Consider the following 14,919-nt stretch of genomic DNA (forward strand, 5'->3'; position numbering starts at 1 on the left):
TTATAAAGCAGGACGCGCCCGGTGTATACAACGGTTCCCAAAATAAGGACAGGAAAACGCAACTTGCCATATGCATCGTGCAGCTTGCGGAAAATGCGTTGACGCAGTTTTTGGGCCGCTTATACTGATAGTCAGAAGGGAGGTGGCCTTTATGCTTACCATAGAACATCTGGAAGTGACTTATAAAAAACGGGCAGCGCTTTCGATCACCCATCCCATTACGATCAAGAAGAGCGACCGGATCGGCATCATCGGTTCCAACGGCGCGGGCAAGACGACTCTTCTCAAATCCGTTCTGGGGCTGACGCGCTATACCGGGCGCATCAGCACCCGGCTGCGGCCGGAGGACATTGCCGCGCACATGCAGCAAAACAATTACGTGAAGACCATGCCCGTGCGCTATATCATGGAGACCATCCTCGGCACAGGCATCAAAAACGATCGAAAGCTGCAAGGGCTGGTCGACTTTTTTGATTTCGGCGGCTGCCTTAATAAGCGCTTTCAAATCCTTTCCGGCGGCGAAAAACAGCGCTTTACCATCATCCTCGTGCTCATGCAGGACGCGCCGCTCACCTTTTTTGACGAGGTGACTTCCGGGCTCGATTTTGAAACGCGCCAAAAGCTGATGGATAAACTCGCCAGCTGGTATACGGATAAAACGACGGCGCTGTGCATCGTTTCGCACTACTATGACGAACTGGAGCGCATCGCGGACAAATTGCTGATCTTAGAGGACGGCTTTGTGGTGGATTTCGGAAGTACGCACGACCTGTTTTCAAAATATTGCGGGAACGCGATCATGACGATCGAAAATACGCAGCGAAACCGCGTTATCACGAAAGGCTTTCCTACCATAGAATCCCCGCGGCATCTGCTCTCCTTCTCCTGTCCGGATGAGGCGGCGGAAGCGGCGCTTTCTTCCCTGCTGATCCGCCATGATATCAACTATAAGCGGAGCAACCAGGATATTGAAAGCATCTTCACCAATGCTGTGAAGCATTTTTATGAGGCGAAGGGAGAAACGGTATGAATGCAAAGAAATTGAGCCTGCGGCTGGTCGGGTACGAGCTGCGCAACACGGCGGGCAACTGGTTCACGATCTTTTTCGGCATCGCTTTCCCCATTTTGATGTCCCTGCTCATTGCCAATGTTTTTGTGGGACAAATCCCCACCTCGGCGATCCCTGCGGCAAATACGGGCGTTTTCATCACCATGAGCCTGATCATCCCGCTGGCGACGCTGCTGATCGGCTATGCGGCAAATTATTCGCAGGAGCTCGAAAACGAAGTGCCGCTGCGCTTCCGCCTGTTTGGCTTTCGCGAGCAAAGCATGCTGGGTGCAAAAATGATCGCCAACCTGATTTTTATGACGATCGCCCTCGCGATTTATACCGTTGCGGACTATCTTTTGCTTGATATTCAGGTGCCGCAGCTTTCCTCCGCGCTGATCCTGATCGCCGCGCTTTACGTCCTCGCCGTCATTTTGTTTGTGCTGGCGCACGCGATCTCCTCCCTGACCGGGAAATTCGGCCCTACCTACGGCATCACGATGACCTTGTATTTTGGTTTTATGGTGATCTGCGGCATGATGGGCGTAAGCGTCGACCGCTTGCCCGAAGGTTTGCAGGCTGTGGCGGGTGCTTTGCCCATGACGTATATCAGCCGCGATTTTGCAGGCTTCTGGCAGGGCGGCAGCTACGATTTCACGCCGCTGCTGTCGTCCTTCCTGCTGCTTGGCCTGATCGCCTGCGCGTTCCTCTTTGCAAGCATCTGGAAAAACAAACGCAAGATCAGTTAAGGCAATAGATCCTAATTGCCTCGCTCATGAATTCGGCGAGACCGGGGGCGTGTGCACGCTGACCCCTGCGCAAAGCGAAACTTCGTGTACTGTTTTCATGCCACGCCTCCTTTCTGGCTTTTATCCTATACTATGACGTAACGTTATGGTCAAGCAAAATTTTTAGATTTTGATGGGCAGCAGCATGGCAGGGTCTGTTTCGACCGCGAACTCTGTCATATTGACCCAGTAACGCTTGGGCATCATGCTCATGCGGCAGCGCGGGTTTTCGCGCTCCTTGATGGCGATCGTATCATAAAACATCTTCCACAGCCTGCGGAACTGCCGTTCCTCTTCGCTGGGGGCGGGCATACTGAAATGTTCGACCGCGTTGATCTGCATCTTCCCTTTTTCGTAAGTAAGCGCCATCCCGTGCGTCGTATCGTAGATCAAAAAGGCCTCGTTTGGGAAACGCTCCGCAAAATGTTGTCCCAAAAAAGGCAGCACAAAATTTTTGGGTGTGACCTGCGTGGCCAGCACCTGGTCGTATACGGAAAAGCGGATAAACTCCTTTAAGAGGTGCGCTTCGTTGCCCAGGCGTTTCACCGCCTTGAAAAGCACGTTCACCACGTCGTCCGATAAGAGCCGCATGACCTTTGCGCCCATGCGGAACCCTTTGTGTAAAAAGAGGAGGATATAGCGCTCCTTTTGCGGCAGGCAGGTGAGGTAGGCGCGCCGGATGAAGGAAAGCGCCTCTGCGTTGATTTTTTTGGGGATGGCTGCGAGCACGCGTTTTGCCTTTGCCCCGTCCGTCAAGATCTCCTTTTCCGCAAACAGGCTCATTTGCCCCGCGCCCGGCCCGTTTATTTCCTGCGGAATCTCTTTTTTCTCAAAACTTTCAAACACGCAGGTAAGAAGCCCGTCGAAGCTCCCGTCGTAGCGGTAATTTATAACTGTCCCGTCAGGCATTTCTGCATCTCCTCCCCCAATAGTCCGTTTTGCTCGAACAGTGAAAGCTGCTTGCTTCCATTGGGGCAATACGGGCTTAGCTTGTATTGCGCAAGCGTCTTTTTGGACATCATCGAAACGAGCACATCCTCCTGCGTGAAGCGCGCGGTGTCATGCATTTTTCCGCCGCAGGTAAGGAAATATTTCGCACGTTTCAAAACAACGCCCAGCTTTTTCAGCCCGTCAAAATTCAGCGAACACGCGCGGCGCGCGTACAAAATGCGCTTTGCGCTGCGTACGCCGATACCCGGCACGCGCAGCAGCTCTTCATAGGGCGCGCGGTTGACCTCTATGGGAAAGCGGTCCATATTGTGCAGCGCCCAATTGCATTTTGGGTCGATGAACGGGTTGAAGTTCGGATTCTTCTCGTCCAGTATTTCGCTTGCGGAAAACTGGTAAAAGCGCAGCAGCCAGTCCGCCTGGTAAAGCCTGTGCTCGCGCAGCAAAGGCGGCTTGGTATCGAGCGAAGGCAGCAGTGTGTTTTCCACCACCGGGATATAGGCGGAAAAGAACACGCGCTTCAACTGGTATTTTTTATATAAGCCCTCCGTGAGGTTCAAGATCTGGAAGTCCGTTTCGGGCGTCGCGCCGACGATCATCTGTGTGCTCTGCCCTGCGGGGACAAATTTGGGCGCGTGCTTATACACCGTTATCTCCTGCTTGTTTTCCCGCTTGCGGTCGCGGATAAATTCCATTGGCTTTAGTACCGCGTCCCTGGTCTTGTCGGGCGCCAATAATTGCAGGCTGCCTGACGAAGGCATCTCGATGTTGACGCTCATCCTGTCCGCGAGCATCCCCAGCCGTTCGATCAGGCCTGCCGACGCGCCGGGGATCGCCTTGGCATGGATATAGCCGTAAAACTTATACTCCTCGCGCAAAATGCGCAATGTTTCGATCATCAGCTCGCAGGTATAATCAGCGCTTTTGGCAACGCCCGAACTCAAAAACAATCCTTCGATGTAATTCCGTTTATAGAAATGGATGGTCAGGTCGGCAAGCTCGCGCGGCGTGAACATGGCGCGCGGCACATCGTTGGAAACCCGGTTTACACAGTATTTACAATCGTATACGCATACGTTTGTCATCAGCACCTTGAGCAGCGAGATACAGCGGCCGTCCGCCGCAAAGCTGTGGCAGATACCGCACGAAACACTGCTGCCGATGCCGCCCGGCCCCGCTTTCCTGTCCACGCCGCTCGACGTACACGCAACATCGTATTTTGCCGAATCCGCAAGGATCTCCAGCTTTTCAAAAATATCCATACCGCACACGCCTCCCGGGGATTTGTTCCAGTATATCACACCCATATGCCAGATCCGGTCTATGAAAAAAATTTTAATTTTTTCAGGTATCCCTTCCCAGCTTGTCAAGCGGGAAAGGCGGCAACGCCAGCGGTTTTACCGCGATCGACATGAGCAGGGCGGGGTTATCGTCTGCCGCCACCCTGTTGGAGCTCAGCGCGCCACACGTCCGGCAGCGGTGTATGAGCGCCCATTCGCCGTTTTTACGAACCCACACGCCGATCGGTTCCATCACGCCTTTACACAAAGACGCCCTGTCTCCCGGTTCGTTATCCACATGGATACTGGACAAGCAGTTTGGGCAATGGTTGCGGTGCCCGCTGCCTGCGCCTTCAGCAGCGACATGTGTCCCACACACCTTGCAGGTGAATGTTTCCAGACAGGGCGTGTGTCGGTAATCCGTCTTTTTGGCTTGTCTTACAATTTGGGCGATTTGTTTATGCCGCTGTTTTTTCTGCTTCAGATACGCTTCTTTATCATCGGAATACCTGGCCTCAGCTTTCAGCGCAACATAGCTCTCCCATCGTTTCAGGGACAGCGCTCCCTTTGCAATCGCCGCCTTGACCGCGCAACCCGGCTCGCTCTGGTGGCTGCAATCGGCAAATTTGCAACTGCCGAGGTACTGCTCCACATCTGCAAACGCCTCGTCAAGCCCTGCCCTCACATCCCACATGCCAAGCTCGCGCATACCGGGCGTATCGATCACCATCACACCGCTTTCCAGCATAAAAAGCTGACGGGCCGTGGTGGTGTGACGGCCCTTGCCGTCGCTCTTCCTGATATCATTTACCGCCATAACCTTTTTACCTGAAAGCCTGTTTAACAGGCTTGACTTTCCCACCCCCGACGAGCCGAGAAGCACGATCGTTTTGCGCGGCTTTAGGTAGTCCGCCAACGCATCGAAGCCAAAGCCCGTTTTCGTACTGACTGCAAACGCATCCACTCCCGCGGCTACCCTCTGAACGGCGCGCAGGTAGCTGCTGTGGTCTTCCGCCAAATCTGCCTTGGTCAACAGGATGACAGGGATTGCGTTTGATTGCCGGGATAGCGTTAAATACCGCTCCAAACGTTTTGGATTAAAATCATGATTTAAGGACTGCATGATAAAAACATAGTCAAAGTTAGCGGCGACCGCCTGTTCGCCACGCCCGGGCGTAGGATCCCTACGGGAAAAATATGTCCTGCGGGGTAACGTGCCGATAATTCGGCTGTCTCCGTCCGGTACATAGTCGATCTGTACAAAATCCCCCACTGTGGGGAAGCTCTCTCCGCCTTTTCCATAATAAACGCTTGCTTTCAGCCTTCCATAGAGCTCTCCGTGCCCGCTTATGAGGGCATACCGCTCCTTATAGACGGCAGTTACTCTTGCCGGAATCCCTTTGATCGGTTCCTGCAGCATATTTGGTGTCAGACCGTAGTCTGTTAAATTCATCATTTGGAATCTCCTTGTTGATTCAGCGAAAATTGAAAACAGGCATAAAAATACCGCAGGAAGCAGCCTTTTTTTGTGGCTCAAACTGCGGTTTTTCCATAAAAATAACACACCCCGCGGTGTGCTACAACAGACAGTTATAGTATTCACAAAAGGTTACCTTGTACGGCATGGCAAACCGGGGATAATTGCTCCCGCGCTTACGCAGCCCATATTCAATTTTAGAAAACAGCCTCCACATAGATGGCCGACATCAACATGCAACTCCTTTTGTTCCGCATTCTGCGGAATAATTTTTTATATCATAACATATGTTCCTCCCCAATGCAATGAAAAAAAGAATCGCCCTTATTTTTTCCTTTTGTGACCGGTATTGTGACCAAAAACAAAAATATTTCCCAAAGTCTCACGTTTCGCGAAATATCTGCGACGCCAAACTCTTTTTGTGACCATTCGTGTGACCTGCGATGGTTAAAATGAGGTCAATGCAAAATCAATAACAAATGAAATCAATGCCGTATTGACGGAGGATGAGCAAATGTGTACGAACAAAAAAACAGCAAGAAAAAATAGAAAGGGATGCAAGGCCTTTCTGTGTGCAGTCCTTGCAGGCGTGATGGTCTTTGGCGTCTCCGGCGTGGCTTTCGCGGCGGACTGGTACATTGACAACGGCGATATCACCGTGGAGGCCGGCGAGGGCGGCCACAACGTCACGCAGTCCGGCAGCACCACATGGGACGATACGGAAGTGGTCATCAAACAAAACGACCAGGAAAACGCGACCAGCAATACCGTCACGGTAAAGGGCGACGAAAACAACAAAGCGGAAGTAACGCTGGACGGTGTGAATATCGAGGCGGAAAGCGGCAAGGCAGGCGTCAAGGTGGAAGGCGAGGCCGATATCACGCTTGCGGAAGGTTCGGAAAACAAAGTGACCGGCGGCAGCGGCGCGGCAGGCGTCGAAGTGGAAGCAGGCGACAGCGTAACCATCAGGGGCGAAGGCAGCCTTGAGGCAAACGGCGGGCTCAACGGCGCGGGCATCGGCAGCGGAGAACGCCAGCACGCGGGCGACATCACGATCGAAGGCGGAACGGTCAACGCGAACGGCGGCGGATATATCCAGGGCAATGGCGGCGGCGCGGGTATCGGCGGCGGCAATAACGGCCATGGAGGAAACGTAACCATCAATGGCGGCGATGTGACGGCAACCGGCCAGGGCGGCGGCGCAGGCATCGGCGGCGGTAGCAATGGCTATAACGCGGCGACGGGAAACGGCGCGACCGTAACGGTCAATGACGGCAAAGTAAACGCGACCGGCGGTAACCAGGGTGCGGGCATCGGCGGCGGGTTCCAGCGGACAGGCGACGTAACGGTCACCGGCGGCGACATAACGGCGCAGGGCGGCAGCACGGGCGGCGCGGGCATCGGCGGCGGGCTTTACGGTTGGGGCGAGGCCAACACAGTAACGATCACAGGCGGAAAAATTGACGCGACGGGCGGCGGTTCTGCAAGCCTTGGCGGCGCAGGCATCGGCACGGGCGGCAGAGGTAGCAGCGTGGCGGGCGGTACGATCACCATTACAGGCAATGCGGAAATCACCGCACAAGGCGGCTCCGGCGCAGCCGGTATCGGCGGCGGCGATAAACAAAACAGCGGTACGATCACTATTGACGGCGCGGCCGTCAGCGCTTCAGGCGGTAACAACGGCGCAGGGATCGGCAGCGGCGCAGACGGCGCCATTGGCGTCATCACAATAAACAGCGGCAAAATAAATGCGGTAGGCGGCCAGGGCGGCGCAGGCGTTGGCGGCGGCGCGAGAAACCAGGGCGGCACGGTTGAAATAGGCGAAAACGCATCCGTAACGGCAATCGCGGGAACGGGCGCAGCCGGTGTTGGCGGCGGCACTTATGGCAAGGCCGGAACCATCATCATCAAGCAGGGCGCAAAGGTCTACGCATTTTCGGACGGCACAAGAAAATGGGCGATCGATATCGATAACGGCACATTATCGCAGATCGAAGGCATGCTGAACGGAAGATTCGAGGGGATCAGCGACAAAGGCAAGGTAGACGATACCACGGCTCTTCCCCTTGGGACAGAGGTCACGCTCAATATCGTCGATGCGGACGGCAATGTGATCGATACGATCACGCTTCCGGTCTTTTATGAAAACAAAGTCTTAAAGGACGAAAACGGCAAAACCATATGGGACGAAAATGGCAATCCGAAGGTTGAAAAAGTATGGCACACCTATCATTCCTTCGCATTGCAGCTTCCGGACGGCGAATACTATATCCAGAACAGCGACAACCAGTATCGCAACCAGTTTACGGATTATCCGTACGACGTGGCGGATCTTTCGGACAGGGGCATGCTGTTCGTGGTAAAAGACGGGCAGATGCTGAATTACGACGAAATCAACTGGACGGATACCAATCCGCTCCCGACACCTGAGCCGAAGCCCGATCCTGAAAATCCGGGCGGTACGGTCGATCCTGGCCCTGGGCAGCCGGATGTATCGCCGGGAGAGCCTGTCGTTCCAGAAAATCCAGATAACGGCGGCACGATAACGCCGGATGTACCTGCGATCACGCCTGATACTCCTGGCGTCATCACCCCGGCAACGCCCGACGCGGTTGTCCCGGTAGCGCAGGTTTTGACAGATACCCCTGCGGCGGCAAACCCGCAGGCGGTAACGATCCCTGAGCAGCAGGCCCCGCTTGCTTCCGGGCAAGCGCAGGGACAGGAAGGCCAGGACGATGTGCAGATTAAAGACCCCCAGGTACCGCTTGCATCCGGGAACGGTTCACTGGGCGACGCGCACTGGGCACTTTTGAACCTGATCCTGATGCTCGCGACGGCGGTCATCATGATCGTGCTGCTCGTCGGTTATTTCACCGGTAAAAAGCACAAGGACAAGCAGACGCAGCAAAAAGGCGAGCTCAAACGGCGCGGCGTCGCGCGGCTGCTGAGCATCCTGCCGGGCGTTGGCGCGGTGATCGCTTTCCTGCTCACGGAGAACATGCGCCTGTCCATGCAGTTTACGGACGAATGGACGCTGCTGATGGCAGTCATTGCCATCGTGCAGGCAGTCATCATATTCTTCACCTTCAAAAAACACAAGGATGGGGAAACGCAGGTACCCGAAACACAAAACGTATAAATCAACAACCAAAGGCAATGCGCAACGCATTGCCTTTTTGGTTGTTTGTACCTTTCTAAAACCTGTTATAATTGAATCAAATATATGACCAGGGGGAAACGCCGTATGGCACAGGAAAAGCTCGATTACAAAAAAGAATATAAGGATCTGTATCTTCCGAAAGCAAAGCCCATGCTGATCGAAGTACCTGCCATGAATTTTATTATGGTGGATGGTAAAGGCGCCCCCGAAGGGGAGGAATATCCGCAGGCGATGCAGGCGCTCTATTCCTTAAGTTTTACCATCAAAATGAGCAAGATGGGCGGCAAACAGCCGGACGGATACTTTGAATATGTCGTGCCCCCGCTGGAAGGCCTGTGGTACGGTGACAAAGGCTCCTTTGAACAAAACGACCGCGACGCCTGGCTGTGGACGTCCATGATCCGCCAGCCGGAATTCGTAACACAGGAAGTTTTCGACTGGGCCGTCGCGCAATGCCGCGCCAAAAAGCCGGATACAGACGTTTCCAAAGCTCGTTTTGAGACCTTTACCGAGGGCCTGTGCGTACAAATGATGCACATAGGGCCTTACGCTAAGGAACCGGTTACCATCGAGGCGATGCACCGCTTTATGGATGACAGCGGCCTTGATAACATGACGGGCAACGTACGCAAGCACCACGAAATCTATCTGAGCGACCCGCGCCGGGTCGCGCCGGAAAGGCTGAAGACCGTGCTCCGCCTGCCTGTGGCGAAAAAATAAGCCGGGAGGAAAGCACAAGTTAGGGATCACTTTTGTGCATCATCGCCGCCGGGCTGATACAATCCCTATGCTGTGCAGCCACGCGGAAACCTCTTGGCGCGCTTTGGCGCTGCCGTTTCCGTAGATGCCAAAGGCGGGCAGCAATGTGGACTGCGGACACCGTTTTTCCACATCCTGTGCAAGCCGGGCAAGCCCTCCGCCCCCATGCGTACAAAAGGGGATCACCGTTTTTCCATCCAGGTCGTATTGCTTTAAAAAGGCCGCGACAGGAGGCGCAATGGTGCTCCACCAGTTCGGCGAACCGATAAAGACCGTGTCGTATTGTTCCAATTTTATGTGCCGCGTTTCCAGCTCGGGCAGGAATCCTGCGCCGATTTCCTGTTTCGCCTGTTTTACGACCGCATCGTAGGCTTGCGGGTACGGCGTTTTGGGTTTGATCTCTAAAACCTCCCCGCCTGTTTCCCCGCTGATCAGCTGTGCGATCTTTTGCGTATTGCCCGAATGGGAATAGTATACGATCAAAGTGTTGTTTTTCATTGGTATTCCTTCTTTCTTTTTTTCCGGCGGTATTGTTCCGGTCTTCCGCCGTTCTATTGAGCATACACCCTGGAGTCCACTCCAAGTCAAGCGCTTTTTCAGGCAAACAAAAAGCCGCTGCATGAGCGGCTTTTGATTGTTTTTCTTATTTCATCAACGATTTCATATAATTCGCATAGCCCGCAAACGCGATTCCCGGTTCCTCTAAAGAAAGGTCCCAGCGCTTCAGCCATTCCAGCGAATAATATCCGTCGTAGCCGATTTTTTCCAGCTGCTCGATACATGCCCGGACAGGAAGGTCGCCATAGCCCACCATCGTATACTTCAGTTTCCCATCTTCGTAGGTGGAATCTTTGATGTGTACATGGCGGATCAGGTCGCCGACCAGCCCCACCGTATCCTGCGGCGTTTCGCCGAAGTAACGGTACGGGTGGTGGATATCCCACAGCACGCCGATATTTGTTTCCCCGGCGGTATCTATGAGCTCCGCCATCCGTTTGGAATCGGCAAAGAAGCCGTTCGTTTCCACCAGCACATCCACGCCCAGCGGTTTTGCATACTGTGCGACCGCCCTCACCTGGCCGGCAATCGCCGGGATATTGAGTTCACTGCTCTGCTCCGGCCCAAAATCGCCCAACACGCGGATGTATTTGATGCCCATATCGCTGGCCGTATCCGCATACGCTTTTGCAAGGTATACCACGTCGTCGATGTGGTTCAAATCGTTCATATAACAAGCCGACGTCAGACAGGCGATCGTAAGGCCTTTTTCCGTCAACAGCTTTTTCGTTTTTTCAGCGTTTGCGGGAGAAAATTCCGGAATACGCGTCCCGTCGATCACATTTCCAACGCCGCGGATCTCGATCCCGCCGTACCCTAAATCGCACGCTGTGGATATAATATCTGAAAAGCTCCATTCGGGGCATCCCAGTGTTGAAAAACAAAGTTTCATAGTCGTTTCCTCCATCGCTATCTTACCAATATTTTAACATAAGGATTTCCTGTTTGCAATTCTAGGCTTCGCAATCGATCACGCCCTCGCAAGCCTTGGCGCTGCCCGCTTTGCATGCATATTCGTAGTATTTGATTTTTTGGTTGATCTTTTTCAAGTGCCCGTTTAGCTGTTTCATCTGCTCCTCTACGGCCTCCTTCTGCTTTTTGAAAAGTTCCAGCCGTTTATGAAGCGTCGCATCGCCCTCCTGGTACCAGTCGATGTAGGTGCGTATCTCCTTGATCTGCATGCCCGTGCTTTTTAAACAATTGATGATGGCGAGCATCTCCAGGTCGTGGTCGCAAAAAGCGCGCTTGCCCGACTTTGAGCGCCCGACAAAGGGCAGCAGCCCTTCCTTTTCATAATACCGTAGCGTATAAACCGATAAACCGGAAAGGCCGGCAGCCTGCGAAATTGAATAAGTCATTTTTGTTACCTCCGCAAAAAATTATGCTTGACTTCGAGCTAACTCTAAGTTGTATGATAGTATTATATCATAAAAGCTGAAGGAGTGACACACGATGCAACAGTTCAATTATTTTATCCCAACACGTATCCTATTCGGGGCCGGTAAGCTTGGCCGCCTTCATGAACAGGAGCTTCCGGGCAAGCGCGCGCTCATCGTAACGACCGGCGGGAAATCCGTGATCAAATACGGATACCTGGACCGGCTGAAGGAGCAGCTCGACCTGGCGGGAGTGTCTTACGTTATATTCAACAAGATCCTGCCCAACCCCATCAAGGAGCACGTCATGGAGGGCGCGCTGGCCTGCAGGGAAAACGACCTTGATTTTGTGATCGGCCTCGGGGGCGGCAGCAGCATCGACGCTGCAAAGGCCATTGCCGTCATGGCCAACAACCCCGGCGACTATTGGGATTATGTGGGCGGCGGCTCCGGCAAAGGACTCCCTGTACCCAACGATCCGCTCCCCGTTGTGGCGATCACAACGACAGCGGGTACGGGCACGGAGGCCGATCCATGGACGGTCACCACCAAAACGGATACCAACGAAAAAATTGGTTTTGGCTATGACAAGACCTTTCCCGTGCTTGCCGTCGTAGACCCGGAGCTTATGGTCAGCGTTCCGCCCTACCTCACGGCCTGCCAGGGCTTCGATGCTTTGTTCCACAGTACGGAAGGTTACCTCAACAAGACGAGCTATGTGATGAGCGACCTTTATGCCTTAACAGCAATCGAGCTGATCGGCAAAAGCCTTGCAAAAGCGGTAGCGGACGGCCAGGACATACAGGCGCGCGAAGACGTGGCGCTTGCGAACTCGCTTGCAGGTATGGTGGAATCCACCTCGGGCTGTATTTCCGAACACAGCTTAGAGCACGCTTTGAGCGCCTATCACCATAACCTCGAGCATGGCGCGGGCCTGATCGCAATCAGCCGGGAATATTACGCCTTCTTCGCACGGACAGGGCAATGCGAGCAGCGTATGATCGACATGGCAAAAGCGCTTGGCAGGGCCGATGCAACCTCCTCTATGGATTTCGTAGATGCATTGGTTGAGCTGCAAAAGGCATGCGGCGTGGATGATATCAAGCTAAGCGAATACGGCGTCACCGAGGAGGAATTGCCCAAATGCGTACAAAACGCGCGAGAGACAATGGGCGGACTGTTTGAGGTCGATCCGGTGGAGTTAAGCGATGAGGATGCGCTTGCGATCTACCAAAAATCTTTCCGTTAAACTGCGGATGGACGGAGGCTCCTTTGACGGAGCCTCTTTTTTCGCGCTTTGTTTTTAAGTTGTTTTTAAAAAGGAAAAGTGCTAACATAAATATAACCGAATGACTTTTGAGGTATACTGAGAAGAAACGGCTATTCGCAGAGTGAAAAAAACTATGAAACAAGAAGAGAAAAATGTGTCCGATTTTTCAGCCGATGAATACAGCCTGCTGATGAATTCTTTCGGCGCCAGCGTGAGCAAGCATTTGCTGGACGAGCACTATACCGTCGTCTGGGCGAACGATCGTTATTACGAGATGTTCGGCTATACCAAGGAAGAGTATGAATCGCTTTTCCACAACCAGTGCGATCTGTTTTTCAAACATAATCCGAAGGATTGGCAGGACATGGTGGAGTATATCACCGAGGTCTTTTCTACCGGTGCGACGCGGTATGAATATGTCTGCCGGATGCCCCACCGCAGCGGAAAAAAACTGTGGATCAAGCTGGTCGGCAACCTCACGGGAGAGATCGTAAATGGTTGTCCGATCTCTTATTCTGTGATGATGGATATCACCGAGCAGATGCAGCTCCAGGTCGAACAGACCATTACCTACAACAATTTTCCGGGGCTGATCGCCAAATATAAAATAACCGAAAGCGGTATTTGGTTTATTGACGCAAACACCAAATATTTCCAGAAGCTAAAACGACATTCCGATTTTTCCCTTGCCGACCTGACGCCGGAAAGCGGCCTTGGCGCTATCGTTCCTCTTTGGCCGGATATCCGCCAGGGGAAACCGATATCCTTTACCATCTCCCCGCCCGGCGTTGACGGAAAGCCGCTTTATATGCGTGTAACGGCCGAATGTGTGGATTGGGAAAAAGAGGATCCCGTTTATCTTTTGATTTACGACGACATCACGCAGCTCACCGAGCAGCAGGAGCTTTTGCAGCAAACCAATATCGAGCTGGAGAGGCTCGCCTACGAGGATCCTGTTACAGGCGGCATGAACCGTATGCGGTTCGATATGGTCGCCGGCGAAGCGATCCGCCGTGCAAGCGCGGGTTCGTACGCGCTCGTGTGGCTCAATATGCAACGGTTCAAGCTGATCAACGACATTGCCGGAAACGAAATGGGCGACTCTGTCCTGCGTTACGTATACGAAAAAATCAGCCTGTATCTGCAGGAGGGGGAGTTTCTTGCGCGGATCACCGCCGATAATTATTCCCTGCTGATAAGAAATGCAGACGACGCGACGATCCGGAACCGGATAGGTGAAATTGTTACAGAGGTAAACCATTTCAATCAGCAGCGTAAAAACCAATATTTCCTTCCTTTTACCGCGGGTATCTACCGCATCGACGACCCGTCTCTTGAGATCACGCAGATACAGGACCGGGCGCACGTAGCACGCAAGGCGATCCGCAAAAAAGAAACAGACAGCCTGTACAGCCTCCGCTTCTACAGCGAAGCTGACCGTAAAAAACTTGTCATTGAAAAGAATATAGAAAACAAGATGCATGCAGCGTTGGAGAATCATGAATTTGAAATATACCTGCAGCCAAAATTCTCGCTTAAGGATAACCGGATTTCCGGAGCCGAGGCGCTCGTACGGTGGAACGACCCGAAACGGGGGATGATCCCTCCAAACGAGTTCATTTCGGTCTTTGAAAAAAACGGGTTCATTGTGGAGCTCGACCGTTATATGATGGAAAGCGTATGCGCGCTGCTGCGTTCATGGATCAAACGGGGGCTTGCGCCCATTCCCGTCTCGGTCAATGTTTCCCGCATCCATTTTGTGATGCCGGATTTTATACAATCCTATGCCGATATTTGTAAGAAATATGATGTCCCGACAGATTTGATCGAGATCGAAGTTACGGAGACTACTGTTTTTGAGGATCCCGACGCCTTTTCGAAGATTGTCGAACAGATCCACAAGTATGGATTCTCCTGCTCTATGGACGATTTCGGCAGCGGTTATTCCTCTCTCAATGTACTAAAGGATATTTATGTGGATACGCTGAAGCTGGATCGGGCGTTTTTCAGCTCAGAGCAGATGGACAACCCACGCGAGTGCGATGTCATCGCCGCCGCGGTCAATCTCGCCAAAAGTCTCCAAATCAAATCTGTTGCCGAGGGTGTGGAAACTTCTGCGCAGGCGGATTTCCTGCGGAGCATCGAATGTGACATGATCCAGGGCTTTGTATTCTCGCGTCCGATCCCTGTGGACGAGTTTGAAAAGCAGCTGTTTGGCGAAGCAGTATAAAACCGCACCAAAAAAGAGACTGCAG

The 14,919-nt window shown here is 53.1% G+C and carries 12 protein-coding genes; 6 read left to right on the forward strand and 6 right to left on the reverse strand.

What is annotated here, in order from left to right; all coding sequences use genetic code 11:
- Nucleotides 1–151 precede the first annotated feature (151 nt).
- Complete coding sequence (locus BN6471_RS03185; RefSeq protein WP_066645462.1) at nucleotides 152–1,030, forward strand: ATP-binding cassette domain-containing protein; 879 nt, start codon at nucleotides 152–154, stop codon at nucleotides 1,028–1,030.
- A complete protein-coding gene (locus BN6471_RS03190; RefSeq protein ID WP_066645464.1) occupies nucleotides 1,027–1,797 on the forward strand; it encodes an ABC transporter permease in 771 nt (256 codons plus the stop codon). The genes BN6471_RS03185 and BN6471_RS03190 overlap by 4 nt, the downstream gene beginning before the upstream one ends.
- Nucleotides 1,798–1,959: 162 nt before the next feature.
- Here the strand turns inward: BN6471_RS03190 and BN6471_RS03195 are convergent, their stop codons facing one another.
- The 3 genes from BN6471_RS03195 to rsgA form a co-directional block, all read right to left on the reverse strand.
- Entirely contained in the window at nucleotides 1,960–2,745 is a 786-nt protein-coding gene (locus tag BN6471_RS03195) for a TIGR03915 family putative DNA repair protein (protein ID WP_066645466.1), read from the reverse strand.
- Nucleotides 2,724–4,046 carry a putative DNA modification/repair radical SAM protein gene (locus tag BN6471_RS03200; RefSeq protein WP_066645468.1) on the reverse strand — a complete coding sequence of 441 codons (1,323 nt, stop codon included), beginning with the start codon at nucleotides 4,044–4,046 and terminating at the stop codon, nucleotides 2,724–2,726. The genes BN6471_RS03195 and BN6471_RS03200 overlap by 22 nt, the downstream gene beginning before the upstream one ends.
- An 82-nt stretch (nucleotides 4,047–4,128) precedes the next feature.
- On the reverse strand, nucleotides 4,129–5,520 hold the full coding sequence (gene rsgA / locus BN6471_RS03205) for a ribosome small subunit-dependent GTPase A (protein ID WP_242861831.1): 1,392 nt from the start codon (nucleotides 5,518–5,520) through the stop codon (nucleotides 4,129–4,131).
- Nucleotides 5,521–6,055: 535 nt separating this feature from the next.
- On the opposite strand from rsgA, the gene BN6471_RS03210 reads away from it, so the two are divergent.
- Together BN6471_RS03210 and BN6471_RS03215 are read left to right on the forward strand one after the other, a co-directional pair.
- Entirely contained in the window at nucleotides 6,056–8,680 is a 2,625-nt protein-coding gene (locus BN6471_RS03210; protein WP_066645470.1) for an FILTED domain-containing surface protein, read from the forward strand.
- A 105-nt stretch (nucleotides 8,681–8,785) separates the two neighbouring features.
- Nucleotides 8,786–9,421 carry a GyrI-like domain-containing protein gene (locus BN6471_RS03215; RefSeq protein WP_066645472.1) on the forward strand — a complete coding sequence of 212 codons (636 nt, stop codon included), beginning with the start codon at nucleotides 8,786–8,788 and terminating at the stop codon, nucleotides 9,419–9,421.
- A gap of 39 nt (nucleotides 9,422–9,460) precedes the next feature.
- Here BN6471_RS03215 and BN6471_RS03220 read toward each other — a convergent pair whose 3' ends face one another.
- The 3 genes from BN6471_RS03220 to BN6471_RS03230 form a co-directional block, all read right to left on the reverse strand.
- Nucleotides 9,461–9,958 (reverse strand): flavodoxin, encoded by a 498-nt coding sequence (locus BN6471_RS03220; RefSeq protein ID WP_066645478.1) that lies wholly within the window; start codon nucleotides 9,956–9,958, stop codon nucleotides 9,461–9,463.
- 145 nt (nucleotides 9,959–10,103) lie between these two features.
- Nucleotides 10,104–10,910, reverse strand: coding sequence for a sugar phosphate isomerase/epimerase family protein (locus BN6471_RS03225; protein WP_066645480.1), 807 nt, complete (start codon nucleotides 10,908–10,910; stop codon nucleotides 10,104–10,106).
- Between the two features lie 61 nt (nucleotides 10,911–10,971).
- Nucleotides 10,972–11,376: a MerR family transcriptional regulator gene (locus BN6471_RS03230; RefSeq protein ID WP_066645482.1), complete on the reverse strand. Its 405-nt coding sequence runs from the start codon at nucleotides 11,374–11,376 to the stop codon at nucleotides 10,972–10,974.
- A gap of 94 nt (nucleotides 11,377–11,470) precedes the next feature.
- On the opposite strand from BN6471_RS03230, the gene BN6471_RS03235 reads away from it, so the two are divergent.
- Together BN6471_RS03235 and BN6471_RS03240 are read left to right on the forward strand one after the other, a co-directional pair.
- Nucleotides 11,471–12,643 (forward strand): iron-containing alcohol dehydrogenase, encoded by a 1,173-nt coding sequence (locus BN6471_RS03235; protein ID WP_066645484.1) that lies wholly within the window; start codon nucleotides 11,471–11,473, stop codon nucleotides 12,641–12,643.
- Nucleotides 12,644–12,797: 154 nt separating this feature from the next.
- Nucleotides 12,798–14,894, forward strand: a complete 2,097-nt coding sequence (locus BN6471_RS03240; RefSeq protein WP_066645486.1) for a sensor domain-containing protein — start codon at nucleotides 12,798–12,800, stop codon at nucleotides 14,892–14,894.
- The last annotated feature ends 25 nt before the right edge of the window (nucleotides 14,895–14,919 follow it).

The organism is Christensenella timonensis (assembly GCF_900087015.1).
In the GTDB taxonomy this organism is placed as follows: Bacteria; Bacillota; Clostridia; order Christensenellales; family Christensenellaceae; genus Christensenella; species Christensenella timonensis.

Excerpts from the sequence above, each read along its gene's own strand:
- BN6471_RS03220 (WP_066645478.1), bottom strand. The coding sequence starts at position 9,958 with ATGAAAAACAACACTTTGATCGTATACTATTCCCATTCGGGCAATACG.
- BN6471_RS03200 (WP_066645468.1), bottom strand. The coding sequence starts at position 4,046 with ATGGATATTTTTGAAAAGCTGGAGATCCTTGCGGATTCGGCAAAATAC.
- BN6471_RS03210 (WP_066645470.1), top strand. The coding sequence starts at position 6,056 with ATGTGTACGAACAAAAAAACAGCAAGAAAAAATAGAAAGGGATGCAAG.
- BN6471_RS03240 (WP_066645486.1), top strand. The coding sequence starts at position 12,798 with ATGAAACAAGAAGAGAAAAATGTGTCCGATTTTTCAGCCGATGAATAC.
- BN6471_RS03225 (WP_066645480.1), bottom strand. The coding sequence starts at position 10,910 with ATGAAACTTTGTTTTTCAACACTGGGATGCCCCGAATGGAGCTTTTCA.
- rsgA (WP_242861831.1), bottom strand. The coding sequence starts at position 5,520 with ATGATGAATTTAACAGACTACGGTCTGACACCAAATATGCTGCAGGAA.
- BN6471_RS03185 (WP_066645462.1), top strand. The coding sequence starts at position 152 with ATGCTTACCATAGAACATCTGGAAGTGACTTATAAAAAACGGGCAGCG.
- BN6471_RS03230 (WP_066645482.1), bottom strand. The coding sequence starts at position 11,376 with ATGACTTATTCAATTTCGCAGGCTGCCGGCCTTTCCGGTTTATCGGTT.
- BN6471_RS03195 (WP_066645466.1), bottom strand. The coding sequence starts at position 2,745 with ATGCCTGACGGGACAGTTATAAATTACCGCTACGACGGGAGCTTCGAC.
- BN6471_RS03235 (WP_066645484.1), top strand. The coding sequence starts at position 11,471 with ATGCAACAGTTCAATTATTTTATCCCAACACGTATCCTATTCGGGGCC.
- BN6471_RS03190 (WP_066645464.1), top strand. The coding sequence starts at position 1,027 with ATGAATGCAAAGAAATTGAGCCTGCGGCTGGTCGGGTACGAGCTGCGC.
- BN6471_RS03215 (WP_066645472.1), top strand. The coding sequence starts at position 8,786 with ATGGCACAGGAAAAGCTCGATTACAAAAAAGAATATAAGGATCTGTAT.